Origin of the sequence: uncultured Pseudoxanthomonas sp., assembly GCF_947498795.1 — a bacterium.
Lineage (GTDB): Bacteria > Pseudomonadota > Gammaproteobacteria > Xanthomonadales > Xanthomonadaceae > Pseudoxanthomonas_A.
The window spans coordinates 431,656-453,254 of sequence record NZ_CANMLQ010000002.1 but is presented as its reverse complement, the minus strand read 5'-3'; the positions used below and the strand labels follow the sequence as shown (position 1 = coordinate 453,254).

At 68.4% G+C, this 21,599-nt stretch carries 21 protein-coding genes; 19 read left to right on the top strand and 2 right to left on the bottom strand.

Annotated features, from left to right (window positions below):
* Window positions 1–56: 56 nt before the first annotated feature.
* The 11 genes from Q0907_RS08280 (at window position 57) to Q0907_RS08230 (ending at window position 12,642) form a co-directional block, all read left to right on the top strand.
* A complete protein-coding gene (locus Q0907_RS08280) occupies window positions 57–944 on the top strand; it encodes an RNA polymerase sigma-70 factor (protein ID WP_299343177.1) in 888 nt (295 codons plus the stop codon).
* 43 nt (window positions 945–987) lie between these two features.
* Window positions 988–1,428, top strand: a complete 441-nt coding sequence (locus Q0907_RS08275) for a carboxymuconolactone decarboxylase family protein (RefSeq protein WP_299343860.1) — start codon at window positions 988–990, stop codon at window positions 1,426–1,428.
* Between the two features lie 46 nt (window positions 1,429–1,474).
* The gene (locus tag Q0907_RS08270; protein WP_296282459.1) at window positions 1,475–2,119 is read left to right on the top strand and encodes a trimeric intracellular cation channel family protein; all 645 of its coding nucleotides are present in this window, start codon (window positions 1,475–1,477) and stop codon (window positions 2,117–2,119) included.
* A 105-nt stretch (window positions 2,120–2,224) separates the two neighbouring features.
* Window positions 2,225–3,310 carry a histidine kinase gene (locus Q0907_RS08265; RefSeq protein WP_299343175.1) on the top strand — a complete coding sequence of 362 codons (1,086 nt, stop codon included), beginning with the start codon at window positions 2,225–2,227 and terminating at the stop codon, window positions 3,308–3,310.
* Window positions 3,311–3,312: 2 nt separating this feature from the next.
* Window positions 3,313–4,161 (top strand): LytTR family DNA-binding domain-containing protein, encoded by an 849-nt coding sequence (locus Q0907_RS08260; RefSeq protein ID WP_299343173.1) that lies wholly within the window; start codon window positions 3,313–3,315, stop codon window positions 4,159–4,161.
* Window positions 4,162–4,404: 243 nt separating this feature from the next.
* Window positions 4,405–7,503 carry an efflux RND transporter permease subunit gene (locus Q0907_RS08255; protein WP_299343171.1) on the top strand — a complete coding sequence of 1,033 codons (3,099 nt, stop codon included), beginning with the start codon at window positions 4,405–4,407 and terminating at the stop codon, window positions 7,501–7,503.
* A gap of 19 nt (window positions 7,504–7,522) precedes the next feature.
* On the top strand, window positions 7,523–8,620 hold the full coding sequence (locus Q0907_RS08250) for an efflux RND transporter periplasmic adaptor subunit (protein WP_299343170.1): 1,098 nt from the start codon (window positions 7,523–7,525) through the stop codon (window positions 8,618–8,620).
* A 77-nt stretch (window positions 8,621–8,697) separates the two neighbouring features.
* Window positions 8,698–10,572: an ABC transporter ATP-binding protein gene (locus Q0907_RS08245; RefSeq protein WP_299343168.1), complete on the top strand. Its 1,875-nt coding sequence runs from the start codon at window positions 8,698–8,700 to the stop codon at window positions 10,570–10,572.
* A gap of 23 nt (window positions 10,573–10,595) precedes the next feature.
* Window positions 10,596–11,804, top strand: a complete 1,209-nt coding sequence (locus tag Q0907_RS08240; protein ID WP_299343166.1) for a PQQ-dependent sugar dehydrogenase — start codon at window positions 10,596–10,598, stop codon at window positions 11,802–11,804.
* Window positions 11,801–12,196, top strand: coding sequence for a hypothetical protein (locus tag Q0907_RS08235; RefSeq protein WP_299343164.1), 396 nt, complete (start codon window positions 11,801–11,803; stop codon window positions 12,194–12,196). Before Q0907_RS08240 ends, Q0907_RS08235 begins: the two co-directional genes overlap by 4 nt.
* Entirely contained in the window at window positions 12,193–12,642 is a 450-nt protein-coding gene (locus tag Q0907_RS08230; RefSeq protein WP_299343162.1) for a PaaI family thioesterase, read from the top strand. The genes Q0907_RS08235 and Q0907_RS08230 overlap by 4 nt, the downstream gene beginning before the upstream one ends.
* Window positions 12,643–13,446: 804 nt before the next feature.
* Here Q0907_RS08230 and Q0907_RS08225 read toward each other — a convergent pair.
* Window positions 13,447–14,244, bottom strand: a complete 798-nt coding sequence (locus Q0907_RS08225) for an amidohydrolase (protein ID WP_299343161.1) — start codon at window positions 14,242–14,244, stop codon at window positions 13,447–13,449.
* 18 nt (window positions 14,245–14,262) lie between these two features.
* Entirely contained in the window at window positions 14,263–15,414 is a 1,152-nt protein-coding gene (locus Q0907_RS08220; protein WP_299343159.1) for a pyridoxal phosphate-dependent aminotransferase, read from the bottom strand.
* 69 nt (window positions 15,415–15,483) lie between these two features.
* Between Q0907_RS08220 and Q0907_RS08215 the strand changes: the two genes are divergently transcribed.
* The 8 genes from Q0907_RS08215 (at window position 15,484) to Q0907_RS08180 (ending at window position 21,573) form a co-directional block, all read left to right on the top strand.
* Window positions 15,484–15,990 carry a DUF3293 domain-containing protein gene (locus Q0907_RS08215; protein ID WP_299343157.1) on the top strand — a complete coding sequence of 169 codons (507 nt, stop codon included), beginning with the start codon at window positions 15,484–15,486 and terminating at the stop codon, window positions 15,988–15,990.
* Between the two features lie 104 nt (window positions 15,991–16,094).
* Complete coding sequence (gene ccmA / locus Q0907_RS08210; protein ID WP_299343155.1) at window positions 16,095–16,739, top strand: heme ABC exporter ATP-binding protein CcmA; 645 nt, start codon at window positions 16,095–16,097, stop codon at window positions 16,737–16,739.
* Window positions 16,736–17,422, top strand: coding sequence for a heme exporter protein CcmB (gene ccmB / locus Q0907_RS08205; protein WP_299343153.1), 687 nt, complete (start codon window positions 16,736–16,738; stop codon window positions 17,420–17,422). Before ccmA ends, ccmB begins: the two co-directional genes overlap by 4 nt.
* Before the next feature lie 13 nt (window positions 17,423–17,435).
* Window positions 17,436–18,194: a heme ABC transporter permease gene (locus tag Q0907_RS08200; protein WP_299343152.1), complete on the top strand. Its 759-nt coding sequence runs from the start codon at window positions 17,436–17,438 to the stop codon at window positions 18,192–18,194.
* A complete protein-coding gene (locus tag Q0907_RS08195) occupies window positions 18,191–18,358 on the top strand; it encodes a heme exporter protein CcmD (protein ID WP_296282731.1) in 168 nt (55 codons plus the stop codon). The genes Q0907_RS08200 and Q0907_RS08195 overlap by 4 nt, the downstream gene beginning before the upstream one ends.
* Before the next feature lie 3 nt (window positions 18,359–18,361).
* Window positions 18,362–18,823, top strand: a complete 462-nt coding sequence (gene ccmE, locus Q0907_RS08190; RefSeq protein WP_299343151.1) for a cytochrome c maturation protein CcmE — start codon at window positions 18,362–18,364, stop codon at window positions 18,821–18,823.
* Window positions 18,824–19,039: 216 nt separating this feature from the next.
* Window positions 19,040–20,980 carry a heme lyase CcmF/NrfE family subunit gene (locus Q0907_RS08185; RefSeq protein ID WP_299343150.1) on the top strand — a complete coding sequence of 647 codons (1,941 nt, stop codon included), beginning with the start codon at window positions 19,040–19,042 and terminating at the stop codon, window positions 20,978–20,980.
* Window positions 20,977–21,573: a DsbE family thiol:disulfide interchange protein gene (locus Q0907_RS08180; protein WP_296282728.1), complete on the top strand. Its 597-nt coding sequence runs from the start codon at window positions 20,977–20,979 to the stop codon at window positions 21,571–21,573. Before Q0907_RS08185 ends, Q0907_RS08180 begins: the two co-directional genes overlap by 4 nt.
* Window positions 21,574–21,599: the final 26 nt, after the last annotated feature.

The window sequence follows — 21,599 nt, the reverse complement described above, 5'->3', positions numbered from 1 at the left end:
AAAGTGACTCCTTGCCCGGCTGTCACGCCACGTCGCCCTGCCCCGTCTTTGGTCGCATGAACGCCGAAAACACCTTCGAAACCCACCGCTCCCGTCTTTTCGGGCTCTCCTACCGGCTGCTGGGCAGCCGCAGCGACGCCGAGGATGTCGTCCAGGACACCTGGCTGCGCTGGCAGCAGACCGACAAGACCGGCATCCGCGACCCGGAGGCCTGGCTGGTCACCGCCGCCACCCGGCTGGGCATCGACCGCCTGCGCGCGGCGCGCGTGCAGCGCGAGCACTACACCGGCCCGTGGCTGCCCGCGCCCTCGGACATCGACGAGGCCCCCGGCCCGGAGCGCACCGCCGAAGTTTCGGAACAGGTCTCGCTGGCCTTCCTGGCCGTGCTGGAACGGCTGGGCCCGGAAGAGCGCGCCGCCTTCCTGTTGAAGGAAGCCTTCGACTACGACTATGCGCAGATCGCGCCCCTGCTCGGCCAGAGCGAAGCCAATTGCCGGCAGATGGTCCATCGCGCGCGCGAACGCGTGCAGGCCGGCCGTCCGCGCTTCGAGGTGCCGCCGGAGAACCACCGACGCCTGCTGGAGCGCTTCATGGACGCCGCGCGCCGCGGCGACCAGCCTGCGATCGCGGCCCTGCTTCGCGAGGACGCGCAATTGGTTTCCGATGGCGGCGGCAAGGGACAGGCGGTCATCCGTCCGTTGCTGGGCGCGATCCGGATCGCGCGCCTGTTCTGGGCCGCGTATCGCCGCCAGGACCCGGCCATCGCCTGGCGCATGGGCACGGCCAACGGCGAACCGGCGATCCTGCGCTACCGCGATGGCGTGCTGGTTGCGGTGATCGTGGCGATGAGCGACGGCGAGCGCATCAGCGAGATCTTCACCGTGGCCAATCCGGACAAGTTGGGTACGGCTGTCACGGCGAAGGACGGTGGCGCGTCCTGGTAGTGAAGGTGGCCGGTGTGGCCGCCATTGAGGCACTGCCATGAGCATGAAATTCCATCGCGTCGACTATCCCAAGCATGTCCCCGAGGCCTTCCGCGGCCTCTACGCCACCAGCACGGCCGTCCACAACGGCGTGCTGGGAAAGGAGTTCCTCGAACTCATCTTCCTGCGCGTCTCGCAGATCAACGGCTGCGCCTACTGCATGGACATGCACAGCAGCGCACTGGTCAAGGCCGGGGTGGAGTCGCGCAAGCTGCACACGCTGGCCGGCTGGCGGGACAGCCGCTTCTTCGATGCCCGCGAGGGTGCGGCACTGGCCTGGGCGGAGCAGCTGACCACGTTGCCCTCCGGCGCACCGGCCGACAGCACCTATGAGGCGCTGAAGGCGCATTTCGACGAACCCGGCATCGCCGAGCTGACCATGGCGGTGGCCATGATCAACGCCTGGAATCGCCTGGGCGTGGGGATGCAGCCGATCCTGGCCTGACGGAACAAGGCTCGCAGGCCCGCCACGCCGGCGGCACAATGCCGGCATGGATACCCTCGTCCCCATCCTCGACCTGATCGGCACGTTCGTGTTCGCGCTCAGCGGTGCCACGCTGGGCGTGCGCCGCCGCCTCGACATCTTCGGCGTCCTGGTGCTGTCGTTCATCGCGGCCACGGCTGGCGGCATCACCCGTGACCTGCTGATCGGCGCTACGCCACCGGCCGCGCTCAGCGATTGGCGCTATCCCGTGACGTCGCTGGCCGCTGGCATCGTGACGTTCTTCTGGGCGCCGCTGATCGAGAAGCTGCACCATCCGGTGCGTCTGTTCGATGCGATGGGGCTGGCGCTGTTCGCCGTGGCCGGCACGCAGAAGGCGCTGGAATACGGCATCTCGCCGCCGATGGCTGCCGCGATGGGCATGCTGACCGGCATTGGCGGTGGCATCGCGCGCGACGTGCTGCTGGCGCAGGTGCCGCTGGTGCTGCGGGCGGAGCTGTATGCGGTGGCCGCGCTGGCCGGCGCACTGGTGGTCGCGCTCGGTCACTGGCTGGCGCTGCCCGCGCTGCCCTGCGCCCTGGTCGGCGCAGGCCTCTGCTTCGGCCTGCGCATGATGGCGGTGACCTACGGCTGGCACCTGCCGGTGGCACTGCAATCGGGTGGCGATGGCGAGCCACCCGGCCCCTTGGGCTGATCCGGCGATCCTTGCGCCGAAGCGTGCGCGGCGGCCGATGAGCCGTGCGGCATGTCGCCGGGCATGGCATTAGCATGGCGGCACCTGCGTCTTCGCGAGCCCGCCATGGCCATTTCAACGGCCCACCCTCTAGATCTTCCCCGGCACCAGGCGTTCTGGAGCCTCCAGGCAGGCGGCTGGCTGGCGTACTTCGCGCTTGGTTCGCTGCAGGCAGTCGCCTACGGCAAGCCGGCAGGCTACTGGATCGTGCCGTTCACCGCCGCCTGTACCGGGTTCGTGGCCACGGCGGTCCTGCGCCAGCTGTTGCGCGCCTGCTGGCGGCTCAAACCCGCCCAACTGGCGGCCGCGATGGTCCTGCCGATGCTGGCAGCGTCCACGGTGATGAACCTGACCAGCCGCGCGGTGATGCTGCGCTTCTGCGAAGACTGCGCGCCCGCCAACCATCTGGAGTTCGTCGCGCATTCGCTCGGATACATCTATGTGGTGCTGGCCTGGGTGGGGCTGTACCTCGGCATCAAGTACTACCGCCAGTTCCAGGACGAAGCACGGCGCACGCTCGCCGCGCGCAGCATGGCGCACCAGGCCCAGCTGAAGATGCTGCGCTACCAGCTGAATCCGCACTTCCTGTTCAACACGCTCAACGCCATCTCCACCCTGATCCTGGACCGCGACAACGCCACTGCCAACCGCATGGTGCAGGGGCTTTCGTCGTTCCTGCGCCATTCGCTGGACAACGACCCGATGCAACGGGTGACGCTGCGGCAGGAACTGGATGCGCTGACGCTGTATCTGGACATCGAGAAGATCCGCTTCGCCGAACGCCTGCGCATCGAGACCGACATCGACGAGGACTGCTGGCGCGCGCTGCTCCCCAGCCTGCTGCTTCAGCCGTTGGTGGAGAACGCCATCAAGTACGCGGTCGCGCGCCAGGTTGCCGGCGGTCTGTTGCGGATCGAAGCCGAACACGATGCCGGCCAACTGGTGCTGCGGGTGATCGACGACGGCCCCGGCTGCAGCAGTCTTGAAGGCAACGCCTTGCCGCCGGGCAAGGGAGTGGGACTTCGCAACACGCGCGAACGCCTCAGCGTGCTGTACGGAGAGGCCGGCGGCTTTTCCGTGCGCAACCGCGAACGCGGCATCGAGGTGATCTTGCGCCTGCCGTTCGAAACCTCGCAGACCCTCGGTGACTGAGCATGGACAGCCACGCCCGCACGGAACCTGCCCCCCGCCTGCGCGCCGTGATCGTCGACGACGAACCGCTCGCGCGTCGCGGCCTTGAGATCCGCCTGGCCGCGCATCCCGACATCGAGATCGTCGGCCAGTACGGCGACGGCGCATCGGCCATCGCCGGCCTGCGCGAGCACCGCCCGGACCTGATGTTCCTCGATGTGCAGATGCCCGGCCTGGATGGTTTCCAGACACTGCGGGCGATCCCCGCCAGCGAAATGCCGCTGGTGGTGTTCGTGACCGCCTACGATCACTATGCCATCCGCGCGTTCGAGGCGTCGGCCACCGACTACCTGCTGAAACCGGTGGAAGATTCGCGGCTCGCCCAAGCGCTGGCCCGCGTGCGCCGGGCTCGCGCCCAGCGCGAAGCCAGCGGCCACTGCGCCCACCTGCTCGGCCTGCTGGGGGAACTGAGCGGCCGCCCGCCGCTGGACCTGGACGAGGCCCTGAAGCCGGACGCGCTCGACCTGCTGCGCCGCGAGGAGAAACTCGCCGTCCGCGATGGCGGCCGCACCGTGCGCGTGGACCTGCACAGCATCCGCTGGATCGATGCCGCCGGCGACTACATGTGCATCCATGTGGACGGCGAAGAAGCGAACGGCACCACGCTGATCCTGCGCGCGACGATGCGCGAACTGGAGAAACAGCTGGACCCGCAGCGCTTCCCCCGCATCCACCGTTCCACCATCGTCAATGCGCGCCGCGTGGTGGAAATGCGCCCGCACACCAACGGCGAAAGCTTCCTGCGCCTGGACTGCGGCCAGGAGCTGAAACTGTCGCGTAGCCATCGCGACAAGCTGGCGGTATTGCTGTAGGCGTCACCGGGTTTCTTGTGGGAGCGACGTAAGTCGCGATGACGGACCTTGATTCGGCCATCGCGACTTACGTCGCTCCCACAACAGAACCGCTCATCGCGCGTAACGCAGATTCTCAAAACTCGGTTCGTCGTCGCGCATCCACCACTCGCCGCAATGCGGCTTGCCGCATGACTTCCGGGCCATAACGCCGCTCGTCACTGCGCGCATCGTGCGCACCGCCGACCACCACGCGGACGTACGATGAAACTCACCGATGCCTCACTGCGCAATCCCGCCGCCGTCGCCGTGGTGGTGGCGATGGTCTGCGCATTCGGCCTGCTGAGCCTGGGCAAGCTGCCGCTGCAGTTGTTCCCGGACATCGAGCGCCCGCAGACGTCGATCCAGACCGGTTGGCGCGCGGCCTCGCCGCAGGAGATGGAATCCGAGATCGTCGAGCCGATCGAAACAGTGATGCAGGGCCTGCCCGGGCTGGAGGAGATGACCTCCAACGTCAACGCCGGCAACAGCTTCATCAACCTGACCTTCGCCGTCGGCAGCGACATGGACGCGATGCTGGTGGAGGTGCTCGCGCGGATGAATCGACTGCAGCCTTTGCCGCGCGATGCGACGCCGCCCGTGGTGCAGGCCGGCGCGGACAACGCCAACAACTCGCTGACCTACTTCTTCGTGCAGAAGCTGCCCGGCACGCGCGGCGACATCCTCGACTATCGCCAACTCATCGAAGACCGGATCGTGCCGCGTCTGACGTCCGTCGATGGCGTGGCCGGCGTGGAGATCAATGGCGGTGCGGAAGAGGAGCTGACCATCACCCTGGACCTGTCGCGGGCCGCGGCGCTCGGCATCCAGATTCCCGATGTGGCTGCCGTCGCCGCGCGCGCCACCGATGTCTCCGGCGGCGTAGTGGAAGCCGGTCGCCGTGAATACGTGTTGCGCTTCGCCGGACGCTATTCGCCCGAGGCGCTGGGCAACCTGATCCTCGCCTGGCGCGATGGCCGGCCGGTACGGCTGGCCGATGTCACCACGGTGGAGGTCAAGCGTCCCGAGCAACGCTTCTTCGCCTACCAGAACGGCAATCCGGCGATCGGTTTGCGCATCCTGCGCGAAAGCGGCGCCAACGTGCTCGACACGCTGGACGACGTGAAGCAGGTCGTCGCCGACGTGCGCGAGCAGGAACTCAAGCCACTGGGCTTGGACATCGCCCAGAGCTTCGACGCGTCGGTCTTCATCAACCGCGCGCTCGGCCTGCTGTCGGGCAGCCTGACCGCCGGCGTGCTGCTCGCCGTGGGCTGCCTGTGGTGGTTCCTGCGTGACGTTCGCGCGACCGCGCTGATCGCGTGCGCGATACCCATCTCGCTGCTCGCCACCTTCATTGTGCTGCAGCTGACCGGGCGCAGCCTCAACGTCATCTCGCTGGCCGGCCTCGCCTTCGCCGTGGGCATGGTGATGGACGCCGCCGTCGTGGTTGCGGAGAACATCGTGCGCCTGCGCGAGCAAGGCCTTTCGGCCACGCATGCGGCGCTGGAAGGCACGCGTCAGGTCGGCGGCGCATTGGTCGCCTCCACGCTGACGACGGTGGCGGTGTTCCTGCCGGTCATCTTCATGGACGACGTCGAAGGCCAGCTCTTCGCCGACCTGGCGCTGACCATTTCCATCGCGGTGGGCATCTCGCTGCTGATCGCCGTTACGGTGCTGCCCGCCGCCGCCGGCAGTTGGCTGCGCACGCGGCCTGGCGATGAGAACCAGCATCGCTTCTGGTCGCGGCTCAGCGACTGGGCCCTGAAGACCACCGAAGGCCGGCCGCGCCAGCTCGCCTGGGTCGGCGGCCTGGTGCTCGCACCCGCCCTGCTTGCGGTAGTGCTGATGCCGCAGATCGACTACCTGCCGCCGGTGAAGCGCGCCGCGGTGGACGCCTTCTTCAACTTCCCGCCGGGGATGAGCCCCGAACGCGTGAACCGCGAGATCGCCCCCGCATTGCTGGAGCGCATGCGCCCGTACATGGAGGGCGATAAGGGGCCGCAGCTCAGCAACTGGTATCTCAACCTGTGGCCGGGCGGCGGCACGCTGGGTGCGCGCGTGGTCGATCCGGACGACATCGGCGAACTCGAACGCATCGTGCGCGACGAGATCGTGGTCGGCTTCCCCGATACGCGCGCGTTCGCCAGCGAAGGCGAATTGTTCGGCAGTTTCGGGGGCTCGGCGCGCGCCATCGCCATCCACCTGCAGCACAGCGACGGCGATGCGCTGGCGCGTGCGGCGGAGGCGGGACGAAAAGCATTGTCCGAGCGTTTCGCCGGCGCCAACGTGCAGGCCTGGCCGAATGCCGACGGCGGCACCCCGGAGCTGCGCGTCAGTCCCGATGACCGGCGCCTGGCCGAAGTCGGCTGGCGGCGCCCAGAGCTGGGCACGGTGGTGCGCACGCTGGGCGACGGCCAGTGGCTGGGCGAGCATTTCGATGGCGACCGCCGCCTGGCGATCATCCTGCGCAGCAACGGCGAGGACGACATCGCGCGCCTGGGCGATGCCCCGCTGGCCACGCCGCAGGGCGGTGTGCTGAGCCTGGCCGACCTGGCGCAGGTGGACACGGTGCTCGCGCCGAACCAGCTGCGCCGCATCGATCGCCGTCGCACGGTCACGCTCACCGTCGATCCTCCCGCGGCGATGTCGCTGGAAGAAGCGCTGGATATCGTCAACGGGGAGATCGTGCCGACCCTGCGCGACAGCCTGCCGCCGGATGCTGCCGTCCGCATCTCCGGCAGCGCTGACCGGCTCGGCGAGGTGGTGCGCAGCATGGGCATCAACTTCGCGATGGCGCTGGTCGTGCTCTTCATGCTGATGGCCGCGATGTTCCGCTCACTGCGCGACAGCGCCTTCGTCATGGCCACCCTGCCGATGGCCGTGCTGGGTGGCGTCGCCGGCCTGCGCGTCCTGGACCTCGTCGCCGGCCAGACGCTGGATCTCCTCTCGATGATCGGTTTCATCATGCTGCTGGGCATGGTGATCAACAACGCCATCCTGCTGGTGGCGCAGACGCGTGAAGCGCAGGCCGACGGCGCATCGCTCGACGACGCGCTCAAGCAAGCACTCGAACAACGCCTGCGCCCGATCCTGATCGCTGCCCTGACCGGCGTGCTCGGCGCGCTGCCCATGGCGATCAATCCGGGGCCCGGCGCGGTGATCTATCGCGGACTGGCCGCGGTGTCGGTCGGTGGCGTCGCGCTCAGCCTGCTGTTCACCGTGGTGCTCGTGCCTGCGCTGCTGCGCCTGGCTGGCGAACGCACGCCGCATCGGCGCGGCGACCGGGCCGAGGACGCGTTCGCGCTTCCCCGTGCCGCTTCCTGACCCTGTGCTGGAGAATCCCATGCGTCCCCTGCCCAAACTGCTGCTCGCCTCCGCACTCGCGGGCGTCCTCGTCCTGCCGTGGATGAAACGGGAGGCCGAAGCCAGCGCGCCACCCGATGAGGCATCGCCGCCCGCCATCGTCAGCGTCGCACCCGCCGTCAGCACGGCCTTTGCGCCGCACCAGTGGTCGCCGGGCAGTGTCATCAGTCGTCGCGATGCGCGCGTGGCAGGCGACCAGACGGGCCGTGTCGTCGACGTCGCGGAGGTCGGCCAGCGTGTTCGCCGCGGACAGGCGCTGGCCGTGCTCGACGACGCCGCGCTGCGCCTGCGCGAGCAGGAGGGCCAGGCCGATCTTGCGCGCATCCAGACGCAACTCGCCTTGGCCACCCGGCAGGAACAGCGCTACGCGCAGCTGGCGGAACAACAGAACATCGCGCGTGCGCAGTACGAGCAGCTGCGCGCCGATCGCGACGTGCTGGCCCAGGAACGGGCACGCGTGCTGGCCCAACTCGCGCAGCTCCGCCATCAGCGGGCGCAGATGGCCGTCCGCGCCCCGTTCGACGGCATCGTCGTGGAGCGCCACACGCAACCGGGCGAATACCTGGTCACCGGCGCCTCGGTCGCGCGCCTGGTGGACACGGGCGCGCAGGAAGTCCGCGTCCGCGCACCGGTCGACCTGGCCCGCCATCTGTCGCCCGGTACCGAGGTACGCGTGCGCAACGCCGGCACAGAACGCGCCTATCCCGTCAGCGTGCTGGTGCCGGTGGGCGACGAAGCCTCGCGGCAGCTCGAACTGCGCATCGCGGTGGACGGCATGGACATTCCCATCGGCACCGCGGTGGACGTGGGCCTGCCCACCGCCCCGTCGCGCACGGTGATCGCGGTGCCGCGCGACGCGGTGATCCTGCGCCGCGAGGGCGACTTCGTCATGCGGGTGGATGCCGCCGGCAAGGCCGAACGCGTGCCGGTGACGACCGGGACGGAACTGGACGGCCTGGTCGAGGTCGGCGCCGGGATCAAGGCGGGCGATCGCCTGGTCGTACGGGGCGGCGAACGTGTGGAAGCCGGCCAGATGCTGGACATCCGGTCGCCGGCACCGACGCTGGCGACACGCTGACGCTGTGCGCCGCGGGGACGCCGGGACGACCGGCGGCCTTCACTGACGACGACCCCACGACCGGGCACAATCCGGGCATGCCGTCCGCCCCTACGCATGCCGCGCCCGCACGCAATCCCACGCCCAACCTGCGCGAGCGCTTCGATGCGATGCGCAACCTCGGCCCGTTCCTGCGCCAGATCTGGCAGACCAGCCGCACGCTGACGCTGGCGAGCCTGGGCCTGCGCCTGGTGCGCGCGTTCGTCCCCGTGGTGACGCTCTACATCGCCAAGCTGATCATCGACGAAGCCATCCGGCTGGTCGGGCTGGGCCTGGACTTCGGATCGCTCGGCGAAGCGTGGCGCAGCGGGCAGCTGGACACGCTGGCCACGCTCCTGGCGCTGGAGTTCGCGCTGGCGATCGGCTCCGACCTGCTCGGCCGCCTGGTCAGCTACGCCGACGCGCTGCTGTCGGAACTGTTCACCAACGCGACCAGCGTGCGGCTCATGGCGCATGCGGCCACTCTCGACCTGGAGGACTTCGAAGACCCCGACCTGCAGGACAAGCTGGACCGTGCGCGCCGCCAGACCATGGGCCGCATGAACCTGATGAGCCAGTTGTTCGGCCAAGTACAGGATGCCATCACCGTGGTCGCGTTTGCTGCGGGCCTGCTGGTCTACGCGCCGTGGCTCATCGCCCTGCTCGCGATCGCGTTGATCCCGGCCTTCGTTGGCGAGGCGCACTTCAATGCGCTGGGCTATTCGCTGAACTTCCAGTGGACGCCCGAACGGCGCCAGCTGGAGTACCTGCGGCAGATGGGCGCGAGCGTGGAAACCGCGAAGGAGGTGAAGATCTTCAATCTCCACCGCTTCCTGATCGAACGCTACCGCACGCTCGCGGAGAAGTTCTTCCTCGCCAACCGCGCGCTCGCGCGCCGGCGTGCGCTGTGGGGCACGGTGCTCGCCGCGCTGGGCACGCTGGGGTATTACGTCGCGTATGCCTACATCGCCTGGCGCACGGTGCGCGGCGACTTCAGCATCGGCGACCTGACCTTCCTGGCCGGCAGTTTCCTGCGCCTGCGCCAGTTGCTGGAAGGGCTGCTGATCGGCTTCTCGCAGGTGGCCGGCCAGGCGCTGTACCTGGACGACCTGTTCTCCTTCTTCGAGATCGAGCCGGAGATCACGTCACCTGAAGATGCCGTACCGGTCCCGCGTCCCATCACCCGCGGCTTCGTCTTCGAGAACGTCGGCTTCCGCTATCCCGATGCCGAACGCTGGGCGGTGCGGCATCTCGACTTCGAACTGCACGCGGGCGAAGTGCTGGCCCTGGTCGGCGAGAACGGCGCCGGCAAGACCACGCTGGTGAAGCTGCTCGCGCGGCTGTACGACCCCGACGAAGGCCGCATCCTGCTCGATGGACGGGACCTGCGCGAGTACGACCTCGATGACCTGCGCGCCAACACCGGCGTGATCTTCCAGGATTTCGTGCGCTACCACCTGACCGCGGGCGAGAACATCGGCGTCGGCCGCATCGAGGCCATGCACGACGATGCGCGCGTGCGTGCCGCCGCTGCCCGCGCCATGGCCGACGAGGTGATCGAAAGCCTGCCGCGCGGCTACGACCAGCTGGTGGGCCGCCGCTTCAAGAACAGCGTGGACCTGTCGGGCGGGCAGTGGCAGAAGATCGCGATTGCGCGCGCCTACATGCGCGATGCGCAGGTGATGATCCTGGATGAACCGACCGCCGCACTCGATGCGCGTTCCGAATTCGAGGTCTTCCAACGCTTCAAGGAATTGTCGGACAATCGGACCGCGGTGCTGATCTCGCACCGCTTCTCCAGCGTGCGCATGGCCGACCGCATCCTGGTCCTCGACCAGGGGCGGCTGGAAGCCAGCGGCACGCACGCACAACTCATGGCCGCCGGCGGCCGCTACGCCGAACTGTTCGAGCTGCAGGCCGCCGGTTACCGTTGACTTCCCCCACAGGAGATACGACGTTGCGCAACGCCCACCATCGACTCGCCACCGCCCTCCTCCTCGCCCTGCCGTTGGCCGCCTGCGATTCCTCGGCCAACGGTGATGCGGCCAGGGCGTCGGCGCCCGCCGCCGCGCAGGCCGCACCCGCAGACCAGCCGTCGCAGACGCTGGCCAGCGCGCAGGGCCAGATCCGCGTCACCCGTCTCGCCAGCGGCCTCGACCACCCGTGGAGCCTGGCCTTCCTGCCGGATGGCGCCATGCTCGTCACCGAACGCAGCGGCCAGTTGCGCCGCGTCGGCGCGGACGGGGCGGTATCCGCGCCGATCACTGGCGTACCCAAGGTGTGGGCTACCGGCCAGGGGGGCCTGCTCGATGTCGTACTGGCGCCCGACTTCGCCAGCAGCCAGCGCATCTATCTGAGCTACGCCGAACCCGGCGAGAACGGCACCGCCGGCACGGCCGTCGCTTACGGCACGCTGTCCGGCGATGCACTGGCCGACGTCAAGGTCATCTACCGGCAGGAACCCAAGCTGGAAGGCCCGAACCATTTCGGTTCGCGCATCGTGTTCGACGATGCCGGCCATGTGTTCATCAGCCAGGGCGAACGCAACCAGCGCCCCACCGCGCAGGACCTCGGCAAGCTGCAGGGCAAGCTGGTGCGCCTGAACCTGGACGGCACCGTGCCCAAGGACAACCCGTTCGTCGGCCGCGCCGATGCGCGCCCCGAGATCTACAGCTTCGGCCATCGCAACATGCAGGGCATGGCACGCGATCCGCGCACCGGCAAGATCTGGCAGAACGAACACGGGCCGCGCGGCGGCGACGAGATCAACCTGCCGGAGGCCGGCAAGAACTACGGGTGGCCGGTCATCACCTACGGCATCAACTACTCCGGGCAACCGATTCCGGAAGCCGAAGGAAAGGCGAAGGACGGCATGGAACAGCCCTACCACCTGTGGGAGAAGTCGCCCGGCGTGTCCGGCATGGCGTTCCTGACCGGCAAGACCGGCAGCCCATGGAACGACAGCCTGTTCATTGGCGCCCTGGCCGAGCGCAACCTGATCCGCCTGACGTTGCAGGGCGACAAGATCGTCGGCGAGGAGCGCCTGCTCAACGAGATCGGCGAGCGCGTGCGCGACGTGCGCGTGGATGCGGACGGCCATGTCTATGTCGTCACCGACGAGGACGACGGCAAGATCTGGCGCATCGAGCCGCCGAAGGCGCCATGAACAGGCCGTCGACGATGCGCGCTGTCCTGCTTGCCTGCGCACTGTGCGTCACCTCACTGGCGCACGCGCAATCGCCCACGGACTACACCGGCGCCAAACAGCGGGCGGACGCGGACGAAGCGTCATTGCCCGTCGCCCAGGCCACCGCCATGCGCGATGCGCAGGGCGTCGCGCTGGAGACCGCCATCGCCGGTTGCGCCACACCGACGGCGGATACCTCGCCGTTCGTGGTGGTGGCGGAACTGGACGCTGGGGGCAAGGTGGTGCGCACCTGGCGGGAAGGCGGTACGCCGCTGGCGATCTGCGTGCAGAAGCGGATCAATGGCAGCACGTTGTCCACGCCGCCTCGCGCGCCCTTCTTCACTTCGTTCGAGCTGAGCTTCACCCGATGAGCGACGCCGCGACCGACATCAACTCCCTGCTGAGTGCGCGACTGCCCGCCGGCGCGCCGCTGCAGATTCCGCCGCCCTGCCTGATCGACATGCAGGGCGAGCCGGTCGAATACGTGGAAGGCCAGTCGCTGGCGATGCGCTTTCCCGTGCTGCCTCGCTATCAGAATCCGATCGGGCACATGCAGGGCGGCTTCATAGTGGCCGCACTGGACAACACGCTGGGGCCGTTCTCGTACCTGATCGCGCCGCCGAGCGTGACCACCTCGCTCAATACGCAGTACCTGCGACCGGTGACGCCCGAACTGATGCACATCGTGTGTCACGCGCGATTGGTGGAGCGCACGCGCAACCAGCTGTTCCTCGCCGGCGAGGTTCGCGACCAGGCCGGGCGTGTGCTGGTGATGTGCCAGGCGGTGTGCCAGATCCTGCCGCCGAAGGCAGGCTGACGCCGACTGAGGCTCGTAAGCCCCTCTCCCTGCGGGAGAGGGGTTGGGGTGAGGGGTAACGAAGTTCGTCCCTTCAAGTTTCCCTGCGTTGTAACCATATCCGCGATGCCGTTGGGGTCGTTGGCCTTGCGGGACAGATTTTCTTTTCTAGACATGGCGCCGCTCGCCGCGGCGGCCTCCTTTCTTTGCTTGTGCAAAGAAAGGAGCAAAGAAACACACCCCAGGCGGCACGCCCTGCGCTTCGCTCCGGGTCCGCGAGCGGGCCGGGAATTTTCGTAAGCCACATCCATGTGCCATACGAAAACGCCGTCATCCATGACGGCGCCCTTCGGGTTGTACCCGGCCCACTCGCCGTGCCTCATGGGGACCCGGAAAGCGTGAGCAACAGCGGAAGCAGCTCTTGGGCCCCTTAGGTCTGGCAGTCGCGGCGGGTAAAACCCCGCAGGGGCGGCGCACAAGGATGTGCGCCGTTTTGGGCCAGGGCAGGATGCCCTGGCCGAAAATTCCCGTCGGGACTGCGAACCCGCCGCGCAGCGGCGGGCGGACCGCCGGGGGGTGTTTCTTTTGCCTACTTTTCTTTGCACAAGCAAAGAAACGCCCTTCAACAGCCGAATGGCTGGTCAAAGTAGGGCCCTCCGCGGCGAGCGGCACCATGCGTCGGAAAAAGTAAACCCATCCCGCAAGGCCATCGAACTAAGGGGCGCCACGGATGTGGTGACAGCCAAGGGCGGCCTAAAGACTCGGTCTTCGTTGCCCCTCACCCCAACCCCTCTCCCGCAGGGAGAGGGGCTTTGAAAGCCTGGCTCAGAGCAACTCGAACCGATCCGCATCCAGCATCGCCGGGAACTTCTCCCGATGCGCCGCCAGCGCTGCCGCCGAGATCGTCGACGTCGTCACCCCCTCGCCAGCCGGCAACTCCACCACCGGCTGCCCCAGGAAATCGATCACCGCACTGTCGCCGCTGTACGCGTGCCCATTGCCGTCCGTACCCGCACGATTGACAGCGGCCACGTAGCACAGGTTCTCGATCGCCCGTGCCCGCAACAGCGTCTTCCACGCATACGCCCGCGGCGCCGGCCAGTTCGCGACGAACAGCTGCAGATCGAAATCCAGCTGTCCCGGCCGCTCCACGTCGTACCGGTTGCGCGCGAACACCGGGAAGCGCAGGTCGTAACAGACCAGCGGATTGATCCGCCAGCCCTTCCATTCGAGCGTCAACCGCTCGCTGCCCGCGGCATACCGCATGTGCTCGTTGGCGTAGCGAAACAGATGACGCTTGTCGTAGTGCTGCAGATCGCCGTCGGGCGTGGCGAACAGCAGGCGGTTGAATACGCCTTCCGCCGTGCGCAGCTGCACGCTGCCGGTGATCGCCGCATCGAGCGTCGCCGCCTGCTCGCGGATCCACGCCACCGTGGCGCCGTCCATGCCTTCGGCCTGGTCGATGGCCTCGTTGCTGAAGCCGCTGGTGAAAGTCTCCGGCAACACCACTAGATCGGTCTGCCCGGCGAGCGGCGCGATCAACGCGCCGTAGTAGTCGCGGTTGCCCGCCGGATCGTGCCAGCGGGTCTCGCCCTGGACGAGGGAAATGCGGAGGTCCTGCATCTGTGTCTCCGTATCCGCTTACAGCGCCTTCAACCGCGCGATCGCCGCATCCAGCGTCGCCTCGTTCTTGGCGAAGCACAGTCGCGCCAGGCGCTGGCCGGTCGGCGGCGTTTCGTAGAACGGGGACAGCGGGATCGCGGTGACGCCATGCTCGACGGTCAACCACTTCACGAACTCGGCATCCGGGAGGTCGCTGACCGCCGAATAATCGACCAATTGGAAATAGCCGCCCGGCACCGGCAGCGGCACGAACTTCGTGCCCAGCAGCTGCTCGCGGAAGCGGTCGCGCTTCTCTTGGTAGAACGCGCCCAGTTGCTCGTAGTGCTCCGGTTCCTGCCGGATCATCGCGGCGAAGGCGTGCTGCGCCGGCGCGAACGTGCAGAACACGTTGTACTGGTGGACCTTGCGGAATTCCGCGCTCAGCGTCGGCGGCGCGATGGCGTAGCCGATCTTCCAGCCGGTGCAGTGGTAGGTCTTGCCGAAGCTGGAGACGACGAAGGCACGCGCGGCCAGCTCGGGATACCGCAGGATCGATTCATGGCGGCGGCCGTCGAACACGATGTGCTCATAGACCTCGTCGGAAATCAGGTAGATGCCGGTGCCTTCCAGCAGCGCCGACAGCGCGCGGATATCCGCTTCGTCGAACATCGCGCCGGACGGGTTGTGCGGGCTGTTGATGATCAGCAACCGCGTCTTCGGCGTGATGGCGGCGCGCACGCGGTTCCAGTCCACCGCAAACGTCTGCGGATCGAGCGGCACATGCACGGCACGCGCGCCGGCCAGGTCGATCGCCGGTTCGTAGCTGTCGTAGGCCGGGTCCAGCACGATGACTTCTTCGCCCGGGCGCACCACCGCGTGGATCGCGTTGAACAACGCCTCGGTGGCGCCGCTGGTCACGGTGATCTCGGTATCCGGGTTCACTTCACGGCCGTAACAGCGCAGCACCTTCTCCGCGATGGCCTGGCGCAGCGGCGCCACGCCGGTCATCGGGGCGTACTGGTTGTGGCCATCGCGCATCGCGCGGTCCAGCTCGTCCACCAGTCGCTGCGGAACGGCGAAATCCGGGAAACCCTGCCCCAGGTTGACCGCGCCGTGCTCGGCGGCGAGCTGCGACATCACGGTGAAGATGGTGGTGCCCACCTTGGGCAGCTTGGTCTGCGGCTGGGACATCCTGGGGCGGGCACTCGATGAAGGGAACGCGGAGTGTACGCGCTGGGCGTTACGCGCGATGATGCGGCCATGGCCGACCACCGCGTTCCCGCTGCCGGCGCGACCCTCGGGGATGTCCCCGAGGCGGAACGCGCACGGCTGGCCACGGCCTGGGCTGCCGCGCACTATTTCGTCACCGTGGGCCGGCAGGAATGGCTGTTCCGCACCGGCTCGACCGCGCCGGATGTCGAACGCCAGGTCATGGCGACCCGCTATCTGTTCATCACCGCGTGGAACCCGCCACCCGGCGAGGCGCCGCGCCCGGTCAACGACATCGCGCAGGAACGCCTGCACGCACGCCTGCACGCGCTGGGGTTGTCATTCCACCCGGCGCTGGGCTGCAACAATCAGGGAGGCATGGTCGAACACGGCTGCCTGGTGCTGGACGCCACGCTGGAACAGGCCGACGCCCTGGCGCGCGAGTTCGGCCAGGGCGGCACGCTGTTCTGGCACGCCGACACGCCGGTGCGACTGCGGATGATGTGGCCGCGCCCGCCGCAGGCCGACGGCGACCCGCATACCGACTGGGTGGGGTGACGGACCGCGACCGTCTGTCGCAGGCGGCCGGACCGGCCCGGCCGTTTAGAATGGGCGTTTGATCCGACAGGACACCCCGCTCCCGCCCGGGAACGCCCGATCCGATGACCGACGCCGCTTCCCGCCACCCGCCCTTGCTGGCTGCCCGTGCCCTGGCGTTCTCGCGCAACGACGAGCCAGTGTTCGGGCCGCTGGATTTCGCCGTGGACGCGGGCGAGGCGCTGCTGGTGCAGGGCGGCAACGGGGTCGGCAAGACCACCCTGCTGCGGGTGCTGGCCGGCCTGCTGCATGCCGATGCCGGTCAGATCGACATCGACGGGCAGCCGGCCGGTCCGTCGCGCCGCGCGCATGCGATGGCCTATCTCGGCCACCTGCCCGCGCTGAAGGCCGACCTGAACACGCTGGAAAACCTCAACTTCCTCTGCGGCCTGCACGGTCGCCGTGCGCGCCAGATGCCGGGCAACGCCCTGGCGATGGTCGGCCTGGCCGGCTACGAGGACGCGTTCGCACGCCAACTGTCCGCAGGCCAGAAGAAACGGCTTTCGCTTGCACGGCTGTGGCTGTCGCCCTCGCCGCTGTGGCTGCTGGACGAGCCCTACGCCAATCTCGACCTGGAGGGCATCACCCTGGTGAACCGGATGATTTCCGCGCACCTGCGCGAGGGGGGTGCCGCGCTGGTCACCACGCATGGTGCCTACGCTGCTCCCCCCGTGCAGACGCGGATCCTGGTGATGGAGCGCCCGGCATGAGCGCCGCGCCCTCCCTGCTGCAGACCGCGCGCGCGCTGATCGTGCGCGATGTGCAACTGCTGTGGCGCCGCCGGGGCGATGCGCTGCAGCCGGCACTTTTCGCGTTGCTGGTGGTGGTGCTGTTCGCCCTCGGCCTGGGAACCGCGCCGCTGGTGTTGTCGAAAGTGGCGCCGGCGGTGCTGTGGGTCGCCGTGCTGCTGGCCGGCCTGCTGTCGCTGGACACGCTGTTCCGCGGCGATGCCGAGGACGGCTCGCTCGAACAATGGATCCTCGCCCCCGTGCCGCTGGCCTGGCTGGTGCTGGTGCGCGTATTGACCCACTGGGCCACCACTGCCCTGCCGCTGGTGCTCGCCGCGCCGCTGCTGGGCGAGATGCTGCACCTGCCGCGCAACGACCTGCCGATGCTGCTCGCCACGCTCGCGCTGGGCACGCCGCTGCTGAGCCTGCTGGGTGCGGTGGTCGCGGCGCTGACGGTCGGCATGAGGCGCTCTGGTATCCTTGTGGCCCTGCTGGCGCTGCCGCTGTACGTGCCGGTGCTGGTGTTCGGCGCGGGCGCCGTGGCCGCCAACGCGCAAGGGCTGGATGCCTCCGGCGCCCTCCTCTGGCTGGTCGCCGGCCTGCTGCTGTCGCTGCTGCTGGCGCCCCTGGCCGCCGCCGCGGCGATCCGCATCGCCCTCACCTGAAGAACGTGGCTGCATGAATCCTCTCGTCCGCTGGTTCCACCAACTCGGCTCGCCTCCCACCTTCGACCGCTTCGCCGCGCGCTGGACGCCGTGGTGCTACCTCGCCGCCATCGTGCTGCTGGGCGTGGGCCTGTGGCAGGCGCTGTTCGTGGTGCCGGCCGACTACCAGCAGGGCGACAGCTTCCGCATCCTCTACATCCACGTGCCCAGCGCATGGATGAGCATGTTCGTGTTCGGCCTGATGGCGTTCTACGCGGCCATCGCACTGATCTGGCGTATCAAGCTGTGCGAGATCCTGGCGATGGCCTGCGCGCCCACGGGTGCCGCCTTCACCGTCATCACCCTGGCGACCGGCAGCATCTGGGGCAAGCCGATGTGGGGCACGTGGTGGGACTGGGACCCTCGCCTGACCACGGAACTGATCCTGCTGTTCCTCTATCTCGGCGTGATGGGCCTGTATGGCGCCATCGACGACCGCCGCAACGCCGCGCGCGCGGCGGGCCTGCTGGCCATCGTCGGCGTGGCGATCCTGCCGGTGATCCGCTACTCCGTGGTGTGGTGGAACTCGCTGCACCAGGGCCAGACCATCCGCGTGTTCGGCGAATCCAGCATGGACGACAGCATGATCCTGCCGCTGGTGCTGATGGTGATCGCGACGAAGTTCTGGTTCGCCGGCTCGCTGCTGGCGCGTGCGCGCGCCGACAACCTGCGCCGCGAGGCCGGCAAGGACTGGGTAGCGAAGCTCGCCGCCGCCAAGGGGGCCGCGCCGTGAGCTACCTCGAATACGTCATCGGCGCCTACGCCGTCTTCGCCGTGGTACTGGGCTGGGATTTCCTCGCCCCGCGCCTGCAGGTGCGCCGTGAACTGCGCGCCGCCCGCCAACGTGTGGCGCGCGATGCCCGCCGCGGCGCCGCCCCCGCCGACCTGGAACGCTGACAGATGAATCCCGTTCGACGCCGTCGCCTGCTGTTCGTGCTGCTCGCCGTCGTGGTTGCCGGCATCGCCACCGCGCTGATCGCGATGGCCCTGCAGCGCAACGTGGCCTACCTCTACACGCCCGCCGAAGTGCTGCGCGGTGAAGCCGGCGAATCCCGGTTCCGCCTGGGCGGCATGGTGGAGAAAGGATCGTTCAAGCGCGAACCCGGCTCGTTGGTCTCGCAGTTCGCCGTCACCGACGGCGACGCCCAGCTGACGGTGCGCTACGACAAGATCCTGCCGGATCTGTTCCGGGAGGGGCAGGCCGTGGTCGCGACCGGCTCCATGCAGGACGGCCTCTTCATCGCCACCGACGTGCTGGCCAAGCACGACGAGGCCTACATGCCCAAGGAAGTCGCCGACAAGATGGGCAAGGCGCATCAGAAGCATGATGTGCAGGCGGCGCCGGCGGGGTCGCCGAATTGATCCTCGCGCCCGCTGACAGTTTCCTTCTCCCCGCGAGCGCGGAGAAGGTGCCCGAAGGGCGCATGAGGGGCGCTTTTGGCTCTCCGCACATGCGCACGAAGCGTAGCCCGCGCGCCCGGCCACTCTTTGATCGTCTGAACACCCGCAACTCCGCTCGCCCCTCACCCGCCTTCGGCACCCTCTCCCCGCTACGCAGGGCGAGGGGATGGAATACGCATGCTTCCTGAACTCGGACAAATCGCGCTGATCCTGGCGCTGCTGGTTGCGATCCTGCAGGCGGTGCTGCCGCTGGCGGGCGCGCACCGCAACAAGGCGGCGTGGATGGACGTGGCGCGCCCCGCCGCCTACGCGCAGTTGTGGCTGGTGATGCTGGCCTTCATCGCGCTGACGGTGGCATTCGTGAAGCAGGACTTCTCGGTCAAGTACGTGGCCGACAATTCCAACTCGCTGCTGCCGATGGTTTACCGCTATACCGCCGTATGGGGCTCGCACGAAGGCTCGCTGCTGCTGTGGGCGCTGGTGCTGGCGTTGTGGACCGGTGCCGTGGCCCTGTTCTCGCGTGGCCTGCCGCCGGTGGTGATGGCGCGCGTGCTGGGGGTGATGGGCGTGGTCGCCATCGGTTTCCTCGCCTTCCTCATCTTCACCTCGAATCCCTTCGTGCGCCTGCTGCCCTCGCCGGGCGAGGGGCGCGACCTCAACCCGCTGCTGCAGGACCCGGGGATGATCATCCATCCGCCGCTGCTGTACGTGGGCTACGTGGGCTTCGTGGTGCCGTTCGCGTTCGCCATCGCCGCCCTGCTCGACGGCCACGTGGATGCGCGCTGGCTGCGCTGGACGCGGCCGTGGACGAACGTGGCCTGGGGCTTCCTGACGTTGGGCATCGCGCTGGGCAGCTGGTGGGCGTACTACGAACTGGGCTGGGGCGGCTGGTGGTTCTGGGACCCGGTCGAGAACGCCAGCTTCATGCCGTGGCTGGTCGGCGCGGCGCTGATCCATTCGCAGGCGGTCACCGAGAAGCGCGGCGCGTTCCGCGGCTGGACACTGTTGCTGGCCATCGCCGCCTTCTCGCTGTCGCTGCTGGGCACGTTCCTGGTGCGCTCGGGCGTGATCACCAGCGTGCACGCATTCGCCGCCGATCCCACGCGCGGTGTGTTCATCCTGATCTTCCTCGGCATCGTCATCGGCAGCTCGCTGCTGCTGTACGCGCTGCGCGCGCCGCAGCTGGCCGACGACGCCTCGGAGAAGTCGTACTTCGCCGCCAGCTCCCGCGAGACGTTGCTGCTGGCCAACAACCTGCTGCTGACCGCCGCCTGCGCGATGGTGCTGCTGGGCACGCTGTATCCGCTGATCGCCGATGCGCTGGATCTGGGCAAGATCTCCGTCGGCCCGCCGTACTTCAGCCTGCTGTTCATCGTGCTGATGGCGCCACTGGTGGCGCTGGTGCCGTTCGGCCCGCTCGCCAAGTGGCAACGCGAAAACCCGCGCAAACTGGCGGCGATGCTGCTGCCGTGGGCCGGCCTGGCCCTGGTGCTGGCCGCCATCGCGTACTTCATGGCGCCGCAGGGCAAGCTGAAGGTGGCCGCCGGCATCCTCGGCGCAGCGTGGGTCGGCCTGGGCACGCTGCGCTTCCTGTGGCAGCGCCTGCGCGCGAACGGCCGCGTCACGCCCGAGATGCTCGGCATGACACTCGCGCACACCGGCATCGCCGTGTTCCTGGTCGGCGCGCTGCTGGTCGAAGGCCTGAACGTGCAGCGCGAACTGGCGGTGAAGCCGGGCCAGACGGTAGAGGTCGGCCGCTGGGGTTTCCATTTCCAGGGCGTCGATGAAACCCGGGGCCCCAACTATCTGTCCGACCGCGGCCACGTGCAGGTACTGCGCGACGGCCAGCCGGTGGTATTGCTGCATCCGGAGAAGCGTGCCTACGCCAGCGGTGGCCAGGTGATGACCGAAGCCGGCATCAAGCCCGGCGTACTGGGCGATGTCTACGTCGCCATCGGCGAACCACTGGGCAACGACGCGTGGGCGCTGCGCGTGCACATCAAACCCTTCGTCCGCTGGATCTGGCTCGGCGCCGCGCTGATGGCGCTGGGCGGCTTCGTCACCGCCGCCGATCGCCGGTTCCGGAACCACAAGAAACAAGAGGCGCGTCCCGCATGAACAACGCATCCGAACTCCCGCCGTCGCCGCCGCGCTCGCGCGGTGCGCTGACGTTCGCGCTGGTCATCATCGGCCTGTTCTTCGTCGGCCTGATGGGCCTGCTGTACTACGGCGTGAAGCAGTCGGACCGCGCCGGGCGCGATGCGTTGCCCTCCCCGCTGATCGGCAAGCCGGCGCCCGCCTTCGACCTGCCGCTGCTGCACGACCCCGCCAAGCGCGTCACCAACGCCGACCTCGCCGGCCAGCCCTACGTGATGAACGTGTGGGGCAGCTGGTGCCCGGAATGCCGCGTCGAGCATCCCATCCTCACCAAGTTCGCACTTACCAAGCGCGTGCGCTTCATCGGCTACAACCTCAAGGACGAACGCGAGGACGCCCTGCGCTGGCTGGACCAGTTCGGCAACCCGTACATGATGGTCGTCGCCGACCTCGAAGGCCGCACCGCGATCGACTGGGGCATCTACGGTGCGCCGGAAACCTTCCTGGTCGACGGCCAGGGCGTGATCCGCTGGAAGCATGTCGGCGCCATCGACCAGGCCATCATCGACAACCAGCTGATTCCCGCGCTGGAAAAGATCGAAGCCGGCCGATGACCGTATTCCCGACATCAAGGCTCCCT